We start from the raw sequence: 14,800 nt of genomic DNA, 5'->3' as shown, positions 1-14,800 counted from the left end.
GCTCGTTTCATCCGATCAATACGATCGATCGTCGGACCATTCACGCAACCCGATCCGGAACACTTGCTTAGGAGACCAAGATGATGATGAAGAAGGCATGGATGCTGACCGCAACGCTGCTCGCGTCGATCGCGACGGCGCCCGTTCACGCATCCGAAGGCGACGTCTGCAAGAAGGTGACGCTCGGCGATGTCGGCTGGAGCGACATCGCGGCCACGACCGGCGTCGCGATGATGCTGCTCGACGGGCTCGGCTACGAAGCCAGCAAGACGATCGCGTCGCCGCCGATCGTGCTGGCCGGCGTGAAGAAAGCGCAGATCGATGCGTTCCTCGGCTACTGGGATCCGAGCATGACGCCGACGGTGAAGCCGTTCGTGGATGCCGGCGCCGTGCATCTGCTGCCGCAGCCGAACCTGGTCGGCGCGCGCTATACGCTGGCCGTGCCGCAATACGCGTCGGACAAGGGCCTGAAGAGCTTCGCCGACATCGCGAAGTTTCGCGATCAGCTCGACGGCAAGATCTACGGGATCGGCGCCGGCAACAACGGCAACGCGCTGATCCAGCGGATGATCGACAAGAACGAATTCGGGCTCGGCGGCTTCAAGCTCGTCGAGTCGAGCGAGGCCGGGATGCTCGTCCAGGTGACGCGAGCCGTGCAGGAGCATCGGATGATCGTATTCCTGGCGTGGGAGCCGCACCCGATGAACATCAACTACAAGATCTCGTACCTCGAAGGCGGCGACAGCGTATTCGGCCCGAACTACGGGTCCGCGAAGGTCTATACGCTCGTCACGCCCGGCTATCTCGAACGCTGCCCGAACGTCGGCCGCCTGCTGACCAACCTGAAGTTCACGACCGACGAAGAGAACCAGCTGATGGTGCCGATCATGAATCACGCGGATCCGGTCGCGGTCGCGAAGGAGTGGGCGAAGAAGAACCCGGGCGTGCTGTCGAAGTGGCTCGACGGCGTCACGACCATCGACGGGAAGAATGCGAAGGACGCGATCGAGAAACACATCGGCGCGTAAGCACGCAGGCAAGCAATACAAGGACTTTTACATGCACAAGAATCTCGCGCTGTTCGACCTCGATCACACGCTGCTGCCGCTCGACAGCGACCAGGCCTGGGGCCGCTTCATCACCCGGGTTGGTTCGCTGGAAGACGACACGCATGCGGCACTGATCGACGAGCACTATGGCCACTACGCGGCCGGCACGCTCGACATGGACGCGTATCTCGCGGTGACGCTGGCACCCCTCACCCGCTACCCGCGGGAACAGCTCGAACGCTGGCACGCGCAGTTCATGGACGAGGTGATCCGGCCGGCCATCACGCCGCAGGCGCGTGCGCTGGTCGATCGCCATCGCGAGAACGGCGATCTCTGCTGCATCGTCACCGCGACCAACGTGTTCGTGACGGGGCCGATCGCCGCCGAGTTTGGAGTCGAGCATCTGCTCGGTATCGAACTCGATACCGACGACGGCACGCCGGGCGGACAGTTCACCGGACGCAGCATCGGCGTGCCGAGTTTTCGCGAAGGGAAGGTCGTGCGCACGACCGCATGGCTCGATTCGCTCGGCTACGCGCCATCGGATTTCGAACGGACCTACTTCTACAGCGATTCGATCAACGACGTGCCGTTGCTGGACTACGTCACGCATCCGGTCGCGACCAATCCCGATGCACGGCTGTCACAGGTTGCCGGCACGCGCGGATGGCCTGTCATGACGTTGTTCTGATTCGGACGATATGCTCCGCCGTCCATTTCATGCCACGAGGTACCCTGAAATCAGGAACAGGCACGACGCATCACCATCGCTCAGGAATCCGACTCGAATCGGATCGTGACCACCTCGCTCCGCCGGCCGGCACGGAAAGCCGCTTTCCGCGCTGGCGTGCGCTTTCATGATCGCACTGTTCTGCACGCTGGCCGGTTGCGGCGACGGGGATGCCGGCGCGGCCGGCAACCTCGCCGCGAACCGCGAACCGCGCATCGGCATCGGCATCGGGCCCGGCCGCAGCACCAGTCCTGCACTGCGCGATCGCTTGCCACTGACGGGCACATGCCCATGCCCGGCGCGACTGCCGATGCAACGCGCGGCGCCTGAAGCGCGGCGCCGTCCGGCCCGTGCGGCCGGCTACTCATAGGAACTGGGTCGGTATCTATGCACGCGGCGCGCAACCGACCAAGGGCAACGACAAGTCGTGGGCATCCCTGCCGAAGAGCACGGGCTTGCTGCTGTTCTCGCCGACGACCAATACCGCGCTGGCGTCGGGCCGGTACGATGCGTGGCTCCTGTTCGACGACGGCTTCCCGGTGCGTCGAGTTCGAGATGGTGCTCCCGTGCCGGTGAATGTGGGCCAGTGCAATCGATTGCCGTTTCGATATGCACAATCGAATATATCGCGTTCTGCACCGTTGCATTGTGTGGCTGCACGGCGCTTCGCTGTGCAACAACGCTCCGGCGATTGATCGGCTTGGCCGGGATCTGCGATCCCGTGCCGCCGGCCCAAGCTCGGCCGGGTCCGCGCCGATATCCCGCATAATCGAGCGTTGAACGGCGCCGCGGGGGAAGGCATTGTGCGAGCGCAGCAATTCAAGACAGGAATGGGCGCGACCCGGCCGCCTCGGAGCGGCGGGCCCTCGCCCCGGGGAAATACCAGGTAATCCCGCTGAAGACAGGACACCGACACATGGACCGAGCCGAGCACATCAGCATCGAACAGGCGGTCGATCTGCCCGCCGACGAATTGAACGGATGCGACTTTTCGTTCGAGATCGCGTGGGAGCTGAATGCGCCGTACCAGGATCTGCTCGATTTGCGCGCGCTTCCCGTGCAGCGCAAGAACTACGGCTTCGACCCGGCCGGCTGGGCGCGCGAGGCGTCCGGCGGCACCGCGCTGTTCCGCGCGACCGCGGGCGGGCGCCTCGCGGGATTCGTCGCGATCACCGAAAGCTGGAACGGGATGGCCGAAATCGCGGAACTCGCGGTCGATCGCACTTGCCGGCGGCAAGGGATCGGCCAGTTCCTGCTGGCCGCCGCGGAAGCGTGGGCGCGCAGCCGCGGGTTCGGCTTCATGCGGCTGGAAACGCAGGCGAACAACGTCGCGGCCTGCTGCACGTATGCCCGCGCGGGCTTCGTCGTGGGCGGCCACGACCGCTTCCTGTACGCCGACGGCGCGAACGACGGCGAAGTCGCCCTCTTCTGGTACAAGGATCTGCGCGACGGGCAGACCGCGAAGAGCCGGACGGTCGATCCCGAATCGATGCGGCCGCTGCCCTGACCCGCGACAGCCTGCCGACTCGCAGCCGGCCTTGCTTCTGCGTTACTTCCGCGTCGCGACGATGAATAGTCGCGGAAACGGCAGCAGCACGGTACCGTCGTCAAACACCGGATAACCGTCCGGACCGGCGAGCGCATCGCGATAGCGCGCGACGAACGCGTCGCGCTCGCTGTCGCCCAGCGCCGCGAGGAACGGCCGCAGCGCGCTGCCCTTGAACCATTCGACAACCGCATCGGCGCCGCCGCTCAACGGGTGGTAGTAAGTCGTGCGCCATACATCGACCCGCGAACACGACGGCGACAGCAGCGCGTAGTAGTACCGCGCGTCGAACCGCTCGGTGCGCGCCGCGTTCTTCAGTTTGTCCGCCCACGGCCCGGCCACGGCAACTTCGCGCATCAGCCGGTGAGCGGGTTCGTCGAGGTTGTCGGGCATCTGCACCGCGAGATGGCCGCCCGGCGCGAGGCGGCCGACGAGTGACGGAAACAGCGTGTCGTGCGCAGGCACCCATTGCAGCACCGCGTTCGACAGGATCAGGTCGTAGCCGCCCGGATCGTCCCACGTGGTGACATCCGCGAGATCGAAACGCAGCGCGGGCAGGCGCTTGCGCGCGGCCGCGATCATGTCCGGCGACGCGTCGATGCCGCGGATCGTCGCGTCCGGCGCGCGCGCGATCAGCGCCTCGGTGGAGTTGCCGGGCCCGCAGCCGATGTCGATCGCGGTACGGATCGGCGTATCGGGCACCGCGGCCAGCAAGTCGCGGACGGGGCGCGTGCGTTCGTCTTCGAATCGCACGTACTGCCTGGCGTATTGATCGAGTGGGGTCGTCACGGTATGCCTCCTGGTCGGCGTGGGCGGCGTCGGGATACCGACAGCCGTCGATGCCGCGCATTCTGCGATCTCTGCTCGCAAGGATGCAGATCTCGCGGTCGGTCAGGTGCTCGGTGCCGAGCTTGCGGCACGACATGTCCCGCGCGGGCGTCCGATCCGCGAATCGACCGGAACGCCTGCGCTACATCGAAACGATGCGATACGAACGCGCGTCAGTTGTACCCGAGAATCGCCACCGCCGCGACATCCGGCCGATCGATCGTGCTGCCGACGAGCGACGCCATCGGCTCCTGCAGCACGGCCTGATACGACGTCACGTGCGCTTCTTCCGGTGCGCCGGTGTCGTCCCGGACCGGCTGGTCGAATGCGTCGAGGCCCGTGAAAAACCCGGATTGCGTTTGCGTAAAAGTCATCTCCACTCCTTTTGATATGTTGTCGATGTTCTAATTGGCCTGTTTCAACGCGGCCGCATGCACGGTTGGCACGGACGTGCCGTCATGCGCGGCCTCCGAGCGCGCGAGCTGCGCGCGCGTGCGTCGCGTGATATGAATCACCGCGAACACGACCGGCGCGATCAGCAGGCCTTCCGCCAGTTCGGGATCGACCGGCAGGTTCATCACGTGCAGCGCCTTGAATGCCGCCGTTGCGAGCGACAGCACGTAGTACGAAATGGCTGCCACCGACAGCCCTTCGACGGCGTGCTGCAGATGAAGCTGGTTGCGCGCGGTGCGCTCCATGCCGGCCAGCAAGCGCGTCACGTCCTTTTCCTGCGCAAGATTCACGCGCGTGCGCAGCAGGTCGACCGCGCGCGCGATCCGCGCCGCGATCTGCTCGTGACGCGCCCACACGCTGCGGCAGGTTTCCATTGCAGGCGCGAAGCGCCGCTCCATGAATTCCGCGATCGTCGGCATCCCTTCGATGCGCTCCTCGCGCAATTCCTGGATGCGTGCCAGCACGAGCTTTTCGTACGCGCGCGACGCACTGAAGCGGCCGCCGGAGCCCGACAGCGCTTCGACCCGCACCGCGAGATGCGTGAGCTTCACGAGCAGGGCCGCGTCGTCGCCGACGGCGCCGCTCGCATCCATCCGCTGCATCAGCGCATGCAGCGCCGCGTGGATCTCGTCGAGCTCGCGGCTCATCCGCCGCGCGACCGGCAACGCGAGCAGCGCCATCATCCGGTACGTCTCGATTTCGTAGAGGCGCTGCAGCAGACGGCCGCCCTGCTCCTCGCGGAAATCCTCGTCGATGACGAGAAAGCGCATGAAGCCGTCGTCGCGCACGTGCCAGTCGCAAAACACCTTGCCGCCGCCGAGCACATTGCTGCCGACGAGCGCCGGCCCGTCGATCCAGCGGCGCAGGTCGCCGCACACGAGCCGCGCGGCGTCGCCCGACAGCAACTCCATGCGCACCGCGACGAAGCGGATGCCCGCGAGCCGCGCGAACCAGGCGGCCGGGATCCCCTCGATCGCGAGATCGTCGAAATAGCCGGTGTCGCGGCGCGGCGCGACGAACGTGAAGGTCGAGAATTCCGTGTGGCGTTCCCACTTCAGATGCCAGCCGCACGGCGACTGCACCGCGTAGTGGGTCGCGCCGTCTTGCGGCTCGGCAATGCCGGTGTCGCGGCACAGCGCATGCAGCAGTGTTTCGTGGATGTCGGGCTGGCCGTCCGCATAGATCGCGTAGTGCGTGAGCGACACGGCTTCGGCGAGCCGCAGGAACGGCCGGGCATGCAATTCCGCGGCCAGTGCGGCGCGCAACGGATGATCCATCATCGGTACACCACTCTTCCCTGTTCAACGCTGCATGCCGGGCACGCCGGCGTAATTGCCGCACCGCATCGAACGATACGGCCGGCTTGATTCCACTATGGCAGACACACAGCGACAATAAAAACGCATAATGCTGATCGTTACGTTCAGTTTTCCTGATACCGATGAAGATGCTCGATCACGACGTGCTGGCCACCGTCGTCGCCGTCGCGGAAACCGGCAACATGACCCGCGCCGCCGAAGCGGTGAACCGCTCGCAGTCGGCCGTGAGCATGCAGATCAAGAGCCTCGAGGATGCGATCGGCCGGCCGCTGTTCGTGCGCAAGCCGCGCAGCATCGTGCTGACGCGCGAAGGCGAGGTGTTGCTGGGATTTGCCAGACGAATGCTGGCGCTGCGCGACGAGGCGTGGGCGGCCGTGGTGCGGCCGGAAGTGACCGGCAAGGTGGTCATCGGCGTGCCGGACGACTATGCGTCGTCGCTGCTGCCGTCAGTGCTGAAGAAGTTCTCCGCGACCTATCCGAAGGTCGAGATCCAGGTGATCGGGCTGCCGAGCAGCGCGCTCGCACCGCTGTTGAAGGACGGCACCGTCGACCTCGTGTGCGGCACGCGCATCAAGGGGCTGTCCGGCGACTTCATCCGCCACGAGCCGATGGCGTGGGCCGCGATGACGAACGGGCCGCGCGTGTGGGAAGAACGGCCGCTGCCGATCGCGGTGTTCATGCCGGGCAGCGTCGCACGCGAGAACGCGATCCGCAGCCTCGAACGCGCGAAGCTGCCGTTCCGGACTTCCTATGAAAGCCCGAGCCTGCTCGGGCTGCTCAGCATGGTCGAGGCCGGCCTCGCGGTCGCGCCGCTCGCGCGCTGCGCGATTCCGGCGCAACTGTCGATGCTCGGCCGCTCGCACGGGCTGCCCGATTTGCCGCCGCTGGAGCTGATCCTCGCGCGCAGCACGAAATCGAAGCGCCCGCCGTGCGACTTTCTCGCGGAACAACTGATGGAAGACCTGCAGCGGCAAACCGGCCAGACCGGCGACGCCTGAACCACGGTCAGGCGCGCGCCGGCTGCATCGTCACGAACCGTCCGGACGCGGATGGCCAGCCGCGAGCAACGCCGCGTTGACGATGGCCGCCACCGTGTCGACGAGCGCTTCCAGCGTGTCGCCGTGCACATGCCGCCCGTTGTGCGGAACGCATTCGTTGCGCCGGCCGCCCCATTGCGAGCCGGCCGTCACCGACAGCGTGGCGCCGAACCGCTTGCCGTTCCGCCGGCCGAAGATGCCGACCCGCTGTTCGCCCAGATATGCCTGCTCGGGAAGAAACAGCCGGATTTCGACTGCAACCTGATCGGGATCGCCGGCGCGCGCGTTCGCATCGACCGACGGCGCGAACGCCTTCGCGACTCGCAGCATCACGTGCGAATCCCAGGCGGCCAGCGGGCCGCCGGCCGCGTCGACGCGTTCGATGTCGACCGACCATTGATGGCGATCCGGCACCCGGATCGCCTGGCGCAGCAGCACATCCGCCACGCGAACCGTCACCAGCAACTGCCGGGCGAGCTGCCGGCCCGACGGCAGCGTCACCACGCCCGCGCGGCCGCTTGCCGGACGTGCGGTGTGCACTTCTTCCGTGAAGTACATGGATCCTCCGTGTCGAGGGCCAGCGCCGCGTACGACGCGGCGCACAAACGTCCGCCGCGACCGGCCGGCGGACAGCACGGCGACCGGCGCAACGGCGGCAAATCAAAGGAGCAATCAGCGTTCCCCGGCCGGGCGAACCGGTGCGCCGACGTGCAAACGGCGGGCGACGGGGCCGATCACGGCATCGGTCTGCTGCGCGATCAGCATGTGCAGCGTGAAGTCGAGATCCTCCGGCACGATGTCGAATTGCACGCGGATCACGTCGCGCACGGCGTGCGCGCTGACCACATACACGCCGAGCGGGGAGTGCAGCAGGGCTGCGAGCCGGGCGTGCGCGAGCGCGCCGGTGTCGGCCGTCAGCGTGACGGACAGTTGCAGGCGCGCTCGCGGCGGTGGCAACGGAATGGTGGTGCCGCAGGGCCGGCGCGCAGCTGGGCATCAAAATGCGGGGACGGGATGGATGAAGCTCATGGCGAGGACGGCGGGCGTCCCGGCTGTTGGACACATTCCGAGCTTAGAAGGCGCCGCATCAATACCGTGCAAAAAAACGGCATTGCAATGCAAAAACGGCATGCCGGCATGCATGCGCGCTGTTGGCCGTTCGGCGGCGAGTCCGTCCGACGGCTTTCTGGCTTTCTGGCTTTCTGGCTTTCTGGCTTCCTCGCTCCCCCGACTTCCGCCGGCCGCGCCCGCGCGTCGGCAGTTCCGCGACGCGAACGCCTCGAGCGACGCCCGCCGCCGCTCGTCGGCCATCGCTTCGATCAATGAGATCGGATCGCCGGGTAGCAGACCGTAACGCAGGCGAAAGACTGGCGCTCAGCCCTGCGATCTGGCCGATCGGTCGACTCGGCGAGCCTGCTCCGTGCCGATATGCTGGGAGCTTTCCATGCCTTGCCAGTAACCATGCCCGTCCAGCGTGTCGATCTCAGTCATGTTCTGCCGTACGAGACAACGTACTTCGACGATCGGCTCGCGATCGATCGAAACGATCTGGACATCTCCTCGTTGCTTGGCGTCGACGGTCACGTTTCCGACGAATTGCTGGTTTCGCTGTGCGGCGCGCCCGCTGGGTCGGACATTCAAGCTTATCTCGACAGCGCGAACAGACTGACATTCGCCGTCACTCATCCGATACTGATCCGATCGACGAATCGCGTGTCCGTCCTTCAAACCCCGGACACGTCCGCACTCGAACTCGGGACCATCGATCTCGTCGATAACGCTGTCGCGGGACTCGGCGCGACGATGCTGTGGCGGATCGTCAGGGCGTGTGATAGGTTGGGGATCGACTGGATCACCACGTTCGCAATAGGTGGCCGCAAAGCGCCGCCAGAACCCGGCGGGCCTCGGCTCTACGGGTACTACGCATGGCCAAGGTTCGGCTTCGATGCGCCCATTCCCGACCCGCAACGCGACGAGGCCGCACTGTTCCAGTATTTCCAGGGTTATCCGGTCGGGTTGGCCGACGGATCGCTTCGGTCACTGCGTGCCCTTTACGCGACGCGATCCGGACGCGACTTCTGGCGTGCCGCCGGGACGCATCGCGCAATGACATTCAACATAGCACCTCATGGCGAGTCAGTGCTGGCGCTGCAACAATACTTGATCGAAAAAGGGATATACGGATGACCCCAAAGCACCGTGCGATCAGCGGATTCCGGATCGCAAAGCCTGCGGACAGGCGCCCTAGCACAATGAACGGGCGTCCCCCCATTCGCTTCTCGCAATTCAGACAGCTCATTGACGAGCTCATCGCACGTGAACGCCATCACGATCATTCGCATGCCGTACTCACGTCGGCTGTCGAACACGATACACAGCCGGCCGGCACGCAGGCTGTGCCATCTCAAGTAAAAGTGTTCGACGTCGGGCGAATCGATCGATCGAAGAGCACGCTGCGCGTCATCTCGATGGCCGACGCCGAAGCGCGCTGTCGCCGGGAGACGCTCTTGCACTTCGGTCTCGATCCAGACCTGTAACGTCGCATGAAGGGCATGCCCCTCCGCGTCTGTTGGCTGGGTCACCGGTCAGCACGCAAGATCACGCCGGCGTCCACGGTCGACGCGCAGCACGTGCTGTCGCTCGAGAAGTACGACGCGTCGACCGGCGACGCGGGCAAAGTGATTCCAGCACAAGTCGCGTGTGCGCCCCGTCAACGCTGACAGGACAATGGCCCACGCCGCGCCGATACACTGTGTGCCATCCCGACGCTCGGCGTCCGCGATGCCGGACGTTGCTTTCATTGTGCGTATGATTCGTCGCCTCCGGGCAGTTCGCCCGCATCGCGCGCGGCCGCCCCGGTCCCGATCCGATGGAGTCCCGCTTGCCTCCCTGTCGCATCATGATGCCCGACACCCATCCCGACGCCGGCCTGCGTGCCAGCAACGCGTTCCTTGCCGCGCTGCCAGCGCGTGCGGAACCGGGCCGCCCGCAATGAGCACCGGGCCGCGCAATGCGCGGATCGACGTGCTGCGCGGCGTGTCGATCCTGCTCGTCCTGCTGCATCACTTCAACATCCCGTATTCGCTGCGCGACACGTCTTTCGCGCGTGTGTTCGGCTGGGATGCCGTGCATGCCGTGGTCCGCAACGGCAACTACGGCGTGACGATGTTCTTCGTGATCTCCGGCTACCTGATCACGTCGAATGCGCGCCGCCGCTGGGGCAGTCTCGGCGCGATAAACGTGCGCGCGTTCTACGTATCGCGCATCGCCCGCATTGTCCCGTGCCTGCTCCTGCTGCTCGTACTCGTCAACGGGCTGGCGGCAGCCGGTGTGCCGATCTTCGCAAACCACGCGCCGCAGGGTGTCGCCGTGTCGTTCTGGCTCGTCAATCTCGCGTCGCTGACGTTCTGGATGAACGTGCTGATCGGCGCGTACGGATGGGTCAACTATGCGCTCGGCGTGCTGTGGTCGCTGTCGGTCGAGGAGGTGTTCTACCTGTCGTTTCCGCTGATGTGCATCGCGCTGCGCCGCGACGCGCGACTGTTCGCGTTCTGGCTGGCGATCGCCGCGACCGGTCCCGTATATCGCTTCACGCATGCGGGCGACGAAGGCGGTTTTCTGTATGCGTATTTCGCGTGCTTCGACGGAATCGCGATCGGCTGCTGCACGGCGTTGCTGGCCGGGCGCGCGAGCTGGCAGAGGCTCGCCGCGGCGCCCGTGCAATGGCTGGCCGCGATCGCGATGACCGTGCTCTATCTCGCATGGCCAATTGCGCAAGGCCATGTAATCGGCGTGTCCGCGATGGCGCTCGGCACCGCCGTGCTGCTGATCGGCGCGCATGCCCGCGGCGAGCGCACGCAGGGCCGTGCGCTCGCGCCGCTGCGCTGGAGCGGCCGCCTCAGCTACGAGCTGTACCTGTTTCACCTGATCGCGCTCGGTACACTGCGCACGGTGTGGCCACCGTCCGCCACGCATGGCGACGACAAGCTCATGCTGCTCGTCGCGTATCTGGCCTTGTCGGCCGGATTGAGCGCGGTCATCGCGCGCGGCTACGCAACGCCGCTCGACCGCTTCATCCGGCGCATCGCGTCGCAACCTGCGGCACCCGTGCCGGATACCGCGACATGAGCCGCATCCGGCAGCGTCCGGAAGGTCGATGAAAGGAAGCGCGGTATTACGTTGGTATTACGCTGACATCACGCCACCTGTCCGATGGCGGCCTTGCGCATCGTCACGATGCGCGCGGGCGGAATATTTGCCCACACGATCCGGCTGGCATCGGCAACAAATGCCGGATCGCCCAGCGGATGACGGTCGGGCGATCGCAGGTCGTAGGTGAACTGGATCATTACCCCGTCGACCGACAGCACGAGTTGGCACTGATCGACGATCGCCGTCACGTCCTGGCGCGGCAGCGTGCGCAGCGGCAGGCACGACACGATCGCGTCGACCCGCGTGTCGGGCGGTAGCAACCGTTCGAGCTGGCGTGCATCGCCCGACACGATCGAGATACCGGGAAAGCGCCGTCGCAGGTGCTGCACGAACGCCGGCGACCGCTCGACCACGACGAGGCGCCGCGGCGCGACGCCGCGCTCCAGCAACGCGGCGGTAATCGCGCCGGTTCCGCCGCCGAGCTCGACGACGAGCCCGTCGCCGTCCGGCACCGCATCGGCCATCGCGCGCGCCAGATGCCGCGAACTCGGGCACAACGCGCCCACCGCGGCCGGACGGCCGACCCACTCGCGCACGAACAGTGCCGAGACACGCAATGCGTTCGGCCAGGTCATCGGCCCACCTTGCGCGGTTGCGCGTTCAGCTTCGACGTGCCGATGACTGCGGGGAACAGGGCTACGGCGACACGGGGCTCTTTCACGTGCATCCTCCTGAACAAATGGGTCCGTCGCGGCAAAGCGACGATCAATCGATTCTAGGAAATGCAAACTTAAGGCGACGTGAAGATTGTCCCTGATTGCGTCGCCGACGCATGCGTGCCGCCGCCGAACGCCCGCTCAGCGGTCGACGCGCTGATGAAGCTGTGCGGGGCAACGCTCGCCGACGATCGTGAATCGTCTGCTCACCGGCCACCGGCAGCCCGAAATGTGCGACCTTGCCTTCGCCGATCAGGCCCCTCACGGTGCCCGCGACGTCCTCGATCGGCACGTTCGGATCGACACGATGCTGGTAGAACAGATCGATGCGATCGACCTTCAGGCACTTGAGCGCTGCCTCGGCCACCACGCGAATGTGCGACGGTCGGCCTTCGACACCGGCCGGGCCGAATCACGTGCCGACTGCATGCACGCCGACCGACGCGGCCGCGAGCCCATTACCCGCGCTGCGCCGCGCCGCAATCTCACCGCAGGTTGGTCCGCGCCAGCTCGACGATCTCGTCGCCGCGCCCGCTCAGGATCGCGCGCAGCATGAACAGGCTGAACCCCTTCGCATGCGCGATCTCGATCTTCGGCGGCATCGCGAGTTCGTACTTCGACGTGACGACGTCCACGACCGCCGGCCCGTCGTGCGCGAACGCGGTGCGCAGCGCGTGCTCGACGTTCTCCGAATGCTCGACGCGCACGCTGAAGATCCCCGCGCCCTTCGCGATCGCCGCGAAGTCGGTCGGGCTCAGGTCGACGTTCGTGTCGAGATAGCCGGCCGCTTTCAGCTCCATCGACACGAAGCCGAGCAGGCTGTTGTTGTACACGACGATCTTGATCGGCAGGTTAAGCTGGCGCGCGCTCAGCAGATCGCCGAGCAGCATCGACAGCCCGCCGTCGCCCGACAGCGACACGACCTGCCGCCCCGGATGCGCGCCCTGCGCGCCGAGCGCCTGCGGCATCGCGTTCGCCATCGAACCGTGATTGAACGAGCCATGCAGCTGGCGCTTGCCGTTCATCGTCAGGTAGCGCGCGGCCCACAGCGTCGGCGTGCCGACGTCGGCCGTGAAAATCGCGTCGTCGGCCGCGACTTCGTCGACGATCTTCGTCAGGTATTGCGGGTGAATCGCGCGGCCCGGCGGTTCGGCCACCGCGAGATCGTCGAGCCCCTTGCGCGCGGTCGCGTAGTGCTTCAGCGCGTTCTCGAGGAAGCGCCGCTGCGTCTTGCGCGTGAGGCGCGGCAGCAGCGCCGCGATCGTTTCCTTCACGGTGCCGACGAGCCCGAGCGCGAGCGGTGCGCGATGGCCGAGCTGCGAGCCCTTCCAGTCGATCTGTGCAACCTTCGCGTCGGTCGGATAGAACGGCCGGTACGGGAAGTCCGTGCCGAGCATCAGCAGCGTGTCGCACGATTCCATCGCGTGATAGCCGGAGCTGAAGCCGATCAGCCCCGTCATCCCGACGTCGAACGGGTTGTCCCATTCGACGAACTGCTTGCCGCGCAGCGCATGCACGACCGGCGCGCCGAGCATGTCGGCCAGCGCGACCACTTCGTCGTGCGCGCCCTGCGTGCCGCTGCCGCACAGCAGCGTGACCGCGTCCGACGCATTGAGCAGCGCCGCGAGCCGGTCGAGATCGGCGTCCGCCGGCAGGATGGACGGCGGCGCCGATTCGCTCCACGCAGGCAGCTCCTCCGGCCCATCGCCGAGCGCGATGTCGCCCGGCAGCACGATCACGGCCACGCCGCGCTCCTCGATCGCGGTGCGCATCGCGCGCGCAAGCACGCGCGGGAACTGCGACGCGTTGGTCACGAGCTCCGCGAAATGGCTGCATTCGCGAAACAACTCCTGCGGATGGGTTTCCTGGAAGTAGCCGAGGCCGATCTCGGTCGACGGAATGTGCGCGGCGATCGCAAGCACCGGCTGGTGGTTGCGGTGGCAGTCGTACAGTCCGTTGATCAGGTGCAGGTTGCCGGGGCCGCAGCTGCCCGCGCACACGGCGAGCCGCCCGGTCGATGCGGCATCCGCGCCGGCCGCGAACGCGGCGCTTTCCTCGTGCCGCGTATGCATCCAGCGGATCGAGCCGATCTGGCTCAGGCTGAACGACAGCCCATTCAGGCTGTCGCCCGTCACGCCCCAGATGCGCTCGACGCCCGCTGCCGCCAGCGTCTTCGCCAGATATTCCGCCATCGTCTGTCTTGCCATCATGCCCTCGCTCGTCGATTGGTCGTCACACGATTGATCCGGCTCCGGCGGCCGCCGCCTTCGCCGTTGACGGGACGAGCATACGCGATCGCGCCGCGCGGCGTCGTGAAGGTGCAACGCGCTTGTGTGCGCATTTCGTTCGGTCTCTTTCGGCGGTGTCGGGAGACGGTCGCCGTTCCGTCGGCAAGCCGACTGCGTCCCCCGCTAACGCGCGTTCAGCTCCAGTCCGAAGCGGCTTCGTCCGGATCGACGAGCGTGAGCCCCGCCGCCGGCAGCGGCAGCGCGGTCTTGTAGCGCACCTGCTTCAGCGCAAAGCTCGACCGGATGTTCGACACGCCGGGAATCGTCGTCAGCCGCTCGATGATGAAGCGCTCGAGCGTCCGCATGTCGGGCATCACGACGCGCAGCAGGTAATCGGCGTCGCCCGACATCAGGTAGCACTCCATCACCTCGGGCCGCTGCGAGATCGCTTCCTCGAAACGCTGCAGCGCATCCTCGACCTGTTTTTCCAGGCTGACCTGGATGAACACGTTGATTCGCAACCCGAGCGGCTCCGGGTCGAGCAGCGTGACCTGCTGACGGAACAGCCCGAGCTTCTCCAGTGCGCGCACGCGGTTGAAGCATGGCGTAGCCGACAGGTTCACCGCACGCGCGAGTTCCGCGTTCGTGATCCGCGCGTTCTGCTGAAGCTGGTTCAGGATGCCGATGTCGATGCGGTCGAGCCGCCGCGGGTTTGCGCTCATGGTCGAAATATTCCGAAAGA

General features: G+C 66.3%; 18 protein-coding genes and 1 pseudogene. 10 read left to right on the top strand and 9 right to left on the bottom strand.

Annotated features, from left to right (window positions below):
- Positions 1-86: 86 nt before the first annotated feature.
- The 4 genes from AC1Z3W_RS02940 to AC1Z3W_RS02925 all read left to right on the top strand — a co-directional run bounded on the left by AC1Z3W_RS02940 (position 87) and on the right by AC1Z3W_RS02925 (position 3,286).
- Positions 87-1,028: a choline ABC transporter substrate-binding protein gene (locus AC1Z3W_RS02940; protein ID WP_409364303.1), complete on the top strand. Its 942-nt coding sequence runs from the start codon at positions 87-89 to the stop codon at positions 1,026-1,028.
- Between the two features lie 31 nt (positions 1,029-1,059).
- The gene (locus AC1Z3W_RS02935) at positions 1,060-1,740 is read left to right on the top strand and encodes a histidinol-phosphatase (RefSeq protein WP_483506939.1); all 681 of its coding nucleotides are present in this window, start codon (positions 1,060-1,062) and stop codon (positions 1,738-1,740) included.
- Between the two features lie 166 nt (positions 1,741-1,906).
- Complete coding sequence (locus tag AC1Z3W_RS02930) at positions 1,907-2,149, top strand: hypothetical protein (RefSeq protein ID WP_483506937.1); 243 nt, start codon at positions 1,907-1,909, stop codon at positions 2,147-2,149.
- A 546-nt stretch (positions 2,150-2,695) separates the two neighbouring features.
- A complete protein-coding gene (locus tag AC1Z3W_RS02925; protein WP_483506935.1) occupies positions 2,696-3,286 on the top strand; it encodes a GNAT family N-acetyltransferase in 591 nt (196 codons plus the stop codon).
- A gap of 42 nt (positions 3,287-3,328) precedes the next feature.
- On the opposite strand, the gene tam is transcribed toward AC1Z3W_RS02925, so the two are convergent.
- The 3 genes from tam to AC1Z3W_RS02910 form a co-directional block, all read right to left on the bottom strand.
- The gene (gene tam / locus AC1Z3W_RS02920; protein WP_057926356.1) at positions 3,329-4,114 is read right to left on the bottom strand and encodes a trans-aconitate 2-methyltransferase; all 786 of its coding nucleotides are present in this window, start codon (positions 4,112-4,114) and stop codon (positions 3,329-3,331) included.
- Between the two features lie 212 nt (positions 4,115-4,326).
- Positions 4,327-4,527, bottom strand: a complete 201-nt coding sequence (locus tag AC1Z3W_RS02915) for a hypothetical protein (protein ID WP_124833937.1) — start codon at positions 4,525-4,527, stop codon at positions 4,327-4,329.
- Positions 4,528-4,557: 30 nt separating this feature from the next.
- A complete protein-coding gene (locus AC1Z3W_RS02910) occupies positions 4,558-5,886 on the bottom strand; it encodes a DUF3422 family protein (protein WP_124833938.1) in 1,329 nt (442 codons plus the stop codon).
- Positions 5,887-6,047: 161 nt separating this feature from the next.
- On the opposite strand from AC1Z3W_RS02910, the gene AC1Z3W_RS02905 reads away from it, so the two are divergent.
- Entirely contained in the window at positions 6,048-6,923 is an 876-nt protein-coding gene (locus AC1Z3W_RS02905; RefSeq protein ID WP_044848057.1) for a LysR family transcriptional regulator, read from the top strand.
- A 30-nt stretch (positions 6,924-6,953) separates the two neighbouring features.
- Here the strand turns inward: AC1Z3W_RS02905 and AC1Z3W_RS02900 are convergent, their stop codons facing one another.
- Together AC1Z3W_RS02900 and AC1Z3W_RS02895 are read right to left on the bottom strand one after the other, a co-directional pair.
- Positions 6,954-7,520 carry a hypothetical protein gene (locus tag AC1Z3W_RS02900; RefSeq protein WP_124833939.1) on the bottom strand — a complete coding sequence of 189 codons (567 nt, stop codon included), beginning with the start codon at positions 7,518-7,520 and terminating at the stop codon, positions 6,954-6,956.
- A 114-nt stretch (positions 7,521-7,634) separates the two neighbouring features.
- On the bottom strand, positions 7,635-7,919 hold the full coding sequence (locus AC1Z3W_RS02895; protein ID WP_260428282.1) for a hypothetical protein: 285 nt from the start codon (positions 7,917-7,919) through the stop codon (positions 7,635-7,637).
- A gap of 57 nt (positions 7,920-7,976) precedes the next feature.
- Between AC1Z3W_RS02895 and AC1Z3W_RS02890 the strand changes: the two genes are divergently transcribed.
- The 5 genes from AC1Z3W_RS02890 to AC1Z3W_RS02870 all read left to right on the top strand — a co-directional run bounded on the left by AC1Z3W_RS02890 (position 7,977) and on the right by AC1Z3W_RS02870 (position 11,090).
- Positions 7,977-8,288: a hypothetical protein gene (locus tag AC1Z3W_RS02890; protein ID WP_483506932.1), complete on the top strand. Its 312-nt coding sequence runs from the start codon at positions 7,977-7,979 to the stop codon at positions 8,286-8,288.
- A gap of 102 nt (positions 8,289-8,390) precedes the next feature.
- A complete protein-coding gene (locus AC1Z3W_RS02885) occupies positions 8,391-9,149 on the top strand; it encodes a hypothetical protein (protein WP_483506930.1) in 759 nt (252 codons plus the stop codon).
- A gap of 65 nt (positions 9,150-9,214) precedes the next feature.
- Positions 9,215-9,499, top strand: a complete 285-nt coding sequence (locus tag AC1Z3W_RS02880; protein ID WP_057926351.1) for a hypothetical protein — start codon at positions 9,215-9,217, stop codon at positions 9,497-9,499.
- 15 nt (positions 9,500-9,514) lie between these two features.
- Positions 9,515-9,682: a hypothetical protein gene (locus tag AC1Z3W_RS02875; RefSeq protein ID WP_175825902.1), complete on the top strand. Its 168-nt coding sequence runs from the start codon at positions 9,515-9,517 to the stop codon at positions 9,680-9,682.
- A gap of 271 nt (positions 9,683-9,953) precedes the next feature.
- A complete protein-coding gene (locus AC1Z3W_RS02870) occupies positions 9,954-11,090 on the top strand; it encodes an acyltransferase family protein (protein WP_483506928.1) in 1,137 nt (378 codons plus the stop codon).
- Positions 11,091-11,158: 68 nt separating this feature from the next.
- Here the strand turns inward: AC1Z3W_RS02870 and AC1Z3W_RS02865 are convergent, their stop codons facing one another.
- The 4 genes and pseudogenes from AC1Z3W_RS02865 to AC1Z3W_RS02850 form a co-directional block, all read right to left on the bottom strand.
- On the bottom strand, positions 11,159-11,749 hold the full coding sequence (locus tag AC1Z3W_RS02865) for a class I SAM-dependent methyltransferase (protein WP_057926349.1): 591 nt from the start codon (positions 11,747-11,749) through the stop codon (positions 11,159-11,161).
- A gap of 244 nt (positions 11,750-11,993) precedes the next feature.
- Positions 11,994-12,227 (bottom strand): annotated as a pseudogene (locus tag AC1Z3W_RS02860) (aldo/keto reductase); the annotation flags it as partial.
- Positions 12,228-12,315: 88 nt separating this feature from the next.
- A complete protein-coding gene (gene poxB, locus AC1Z3W_RS02855; RefSeq protein WP_057926451.1) occupies positions 12,316-14,037 on the bottom strand; it encodes a ubiquinone-dependent pyruvate dehydrogenase in 1,722 nt (573 codons plus the stop codon).
- Between the two features lie 215 nt (positions 14,038-14,252).
- On the bottom strand, positions 14,253-14,780 hold the full coding sequence (locus tag AC1Z3W_RS02850; RefSeq protein WP_049032659.1) for an Lrp/AsnC family transcriptional regulator: 528 nt from the start codon (positions 14,778-14,780) through the stop codon (positions 14,253-14,255).
- Between the last annotated feature and the right edge of the window lie 20 nt (positions 14,781-14,800).

It is taken from the genome of Burkholderia sp. 10_S31 (assembly GCF_056930375.1).
The sequence above is the reverse complement of the archived record's forward strand: the minus strand, read 5'-3'. Positions and strand labels throughout refer to the sequence as shown.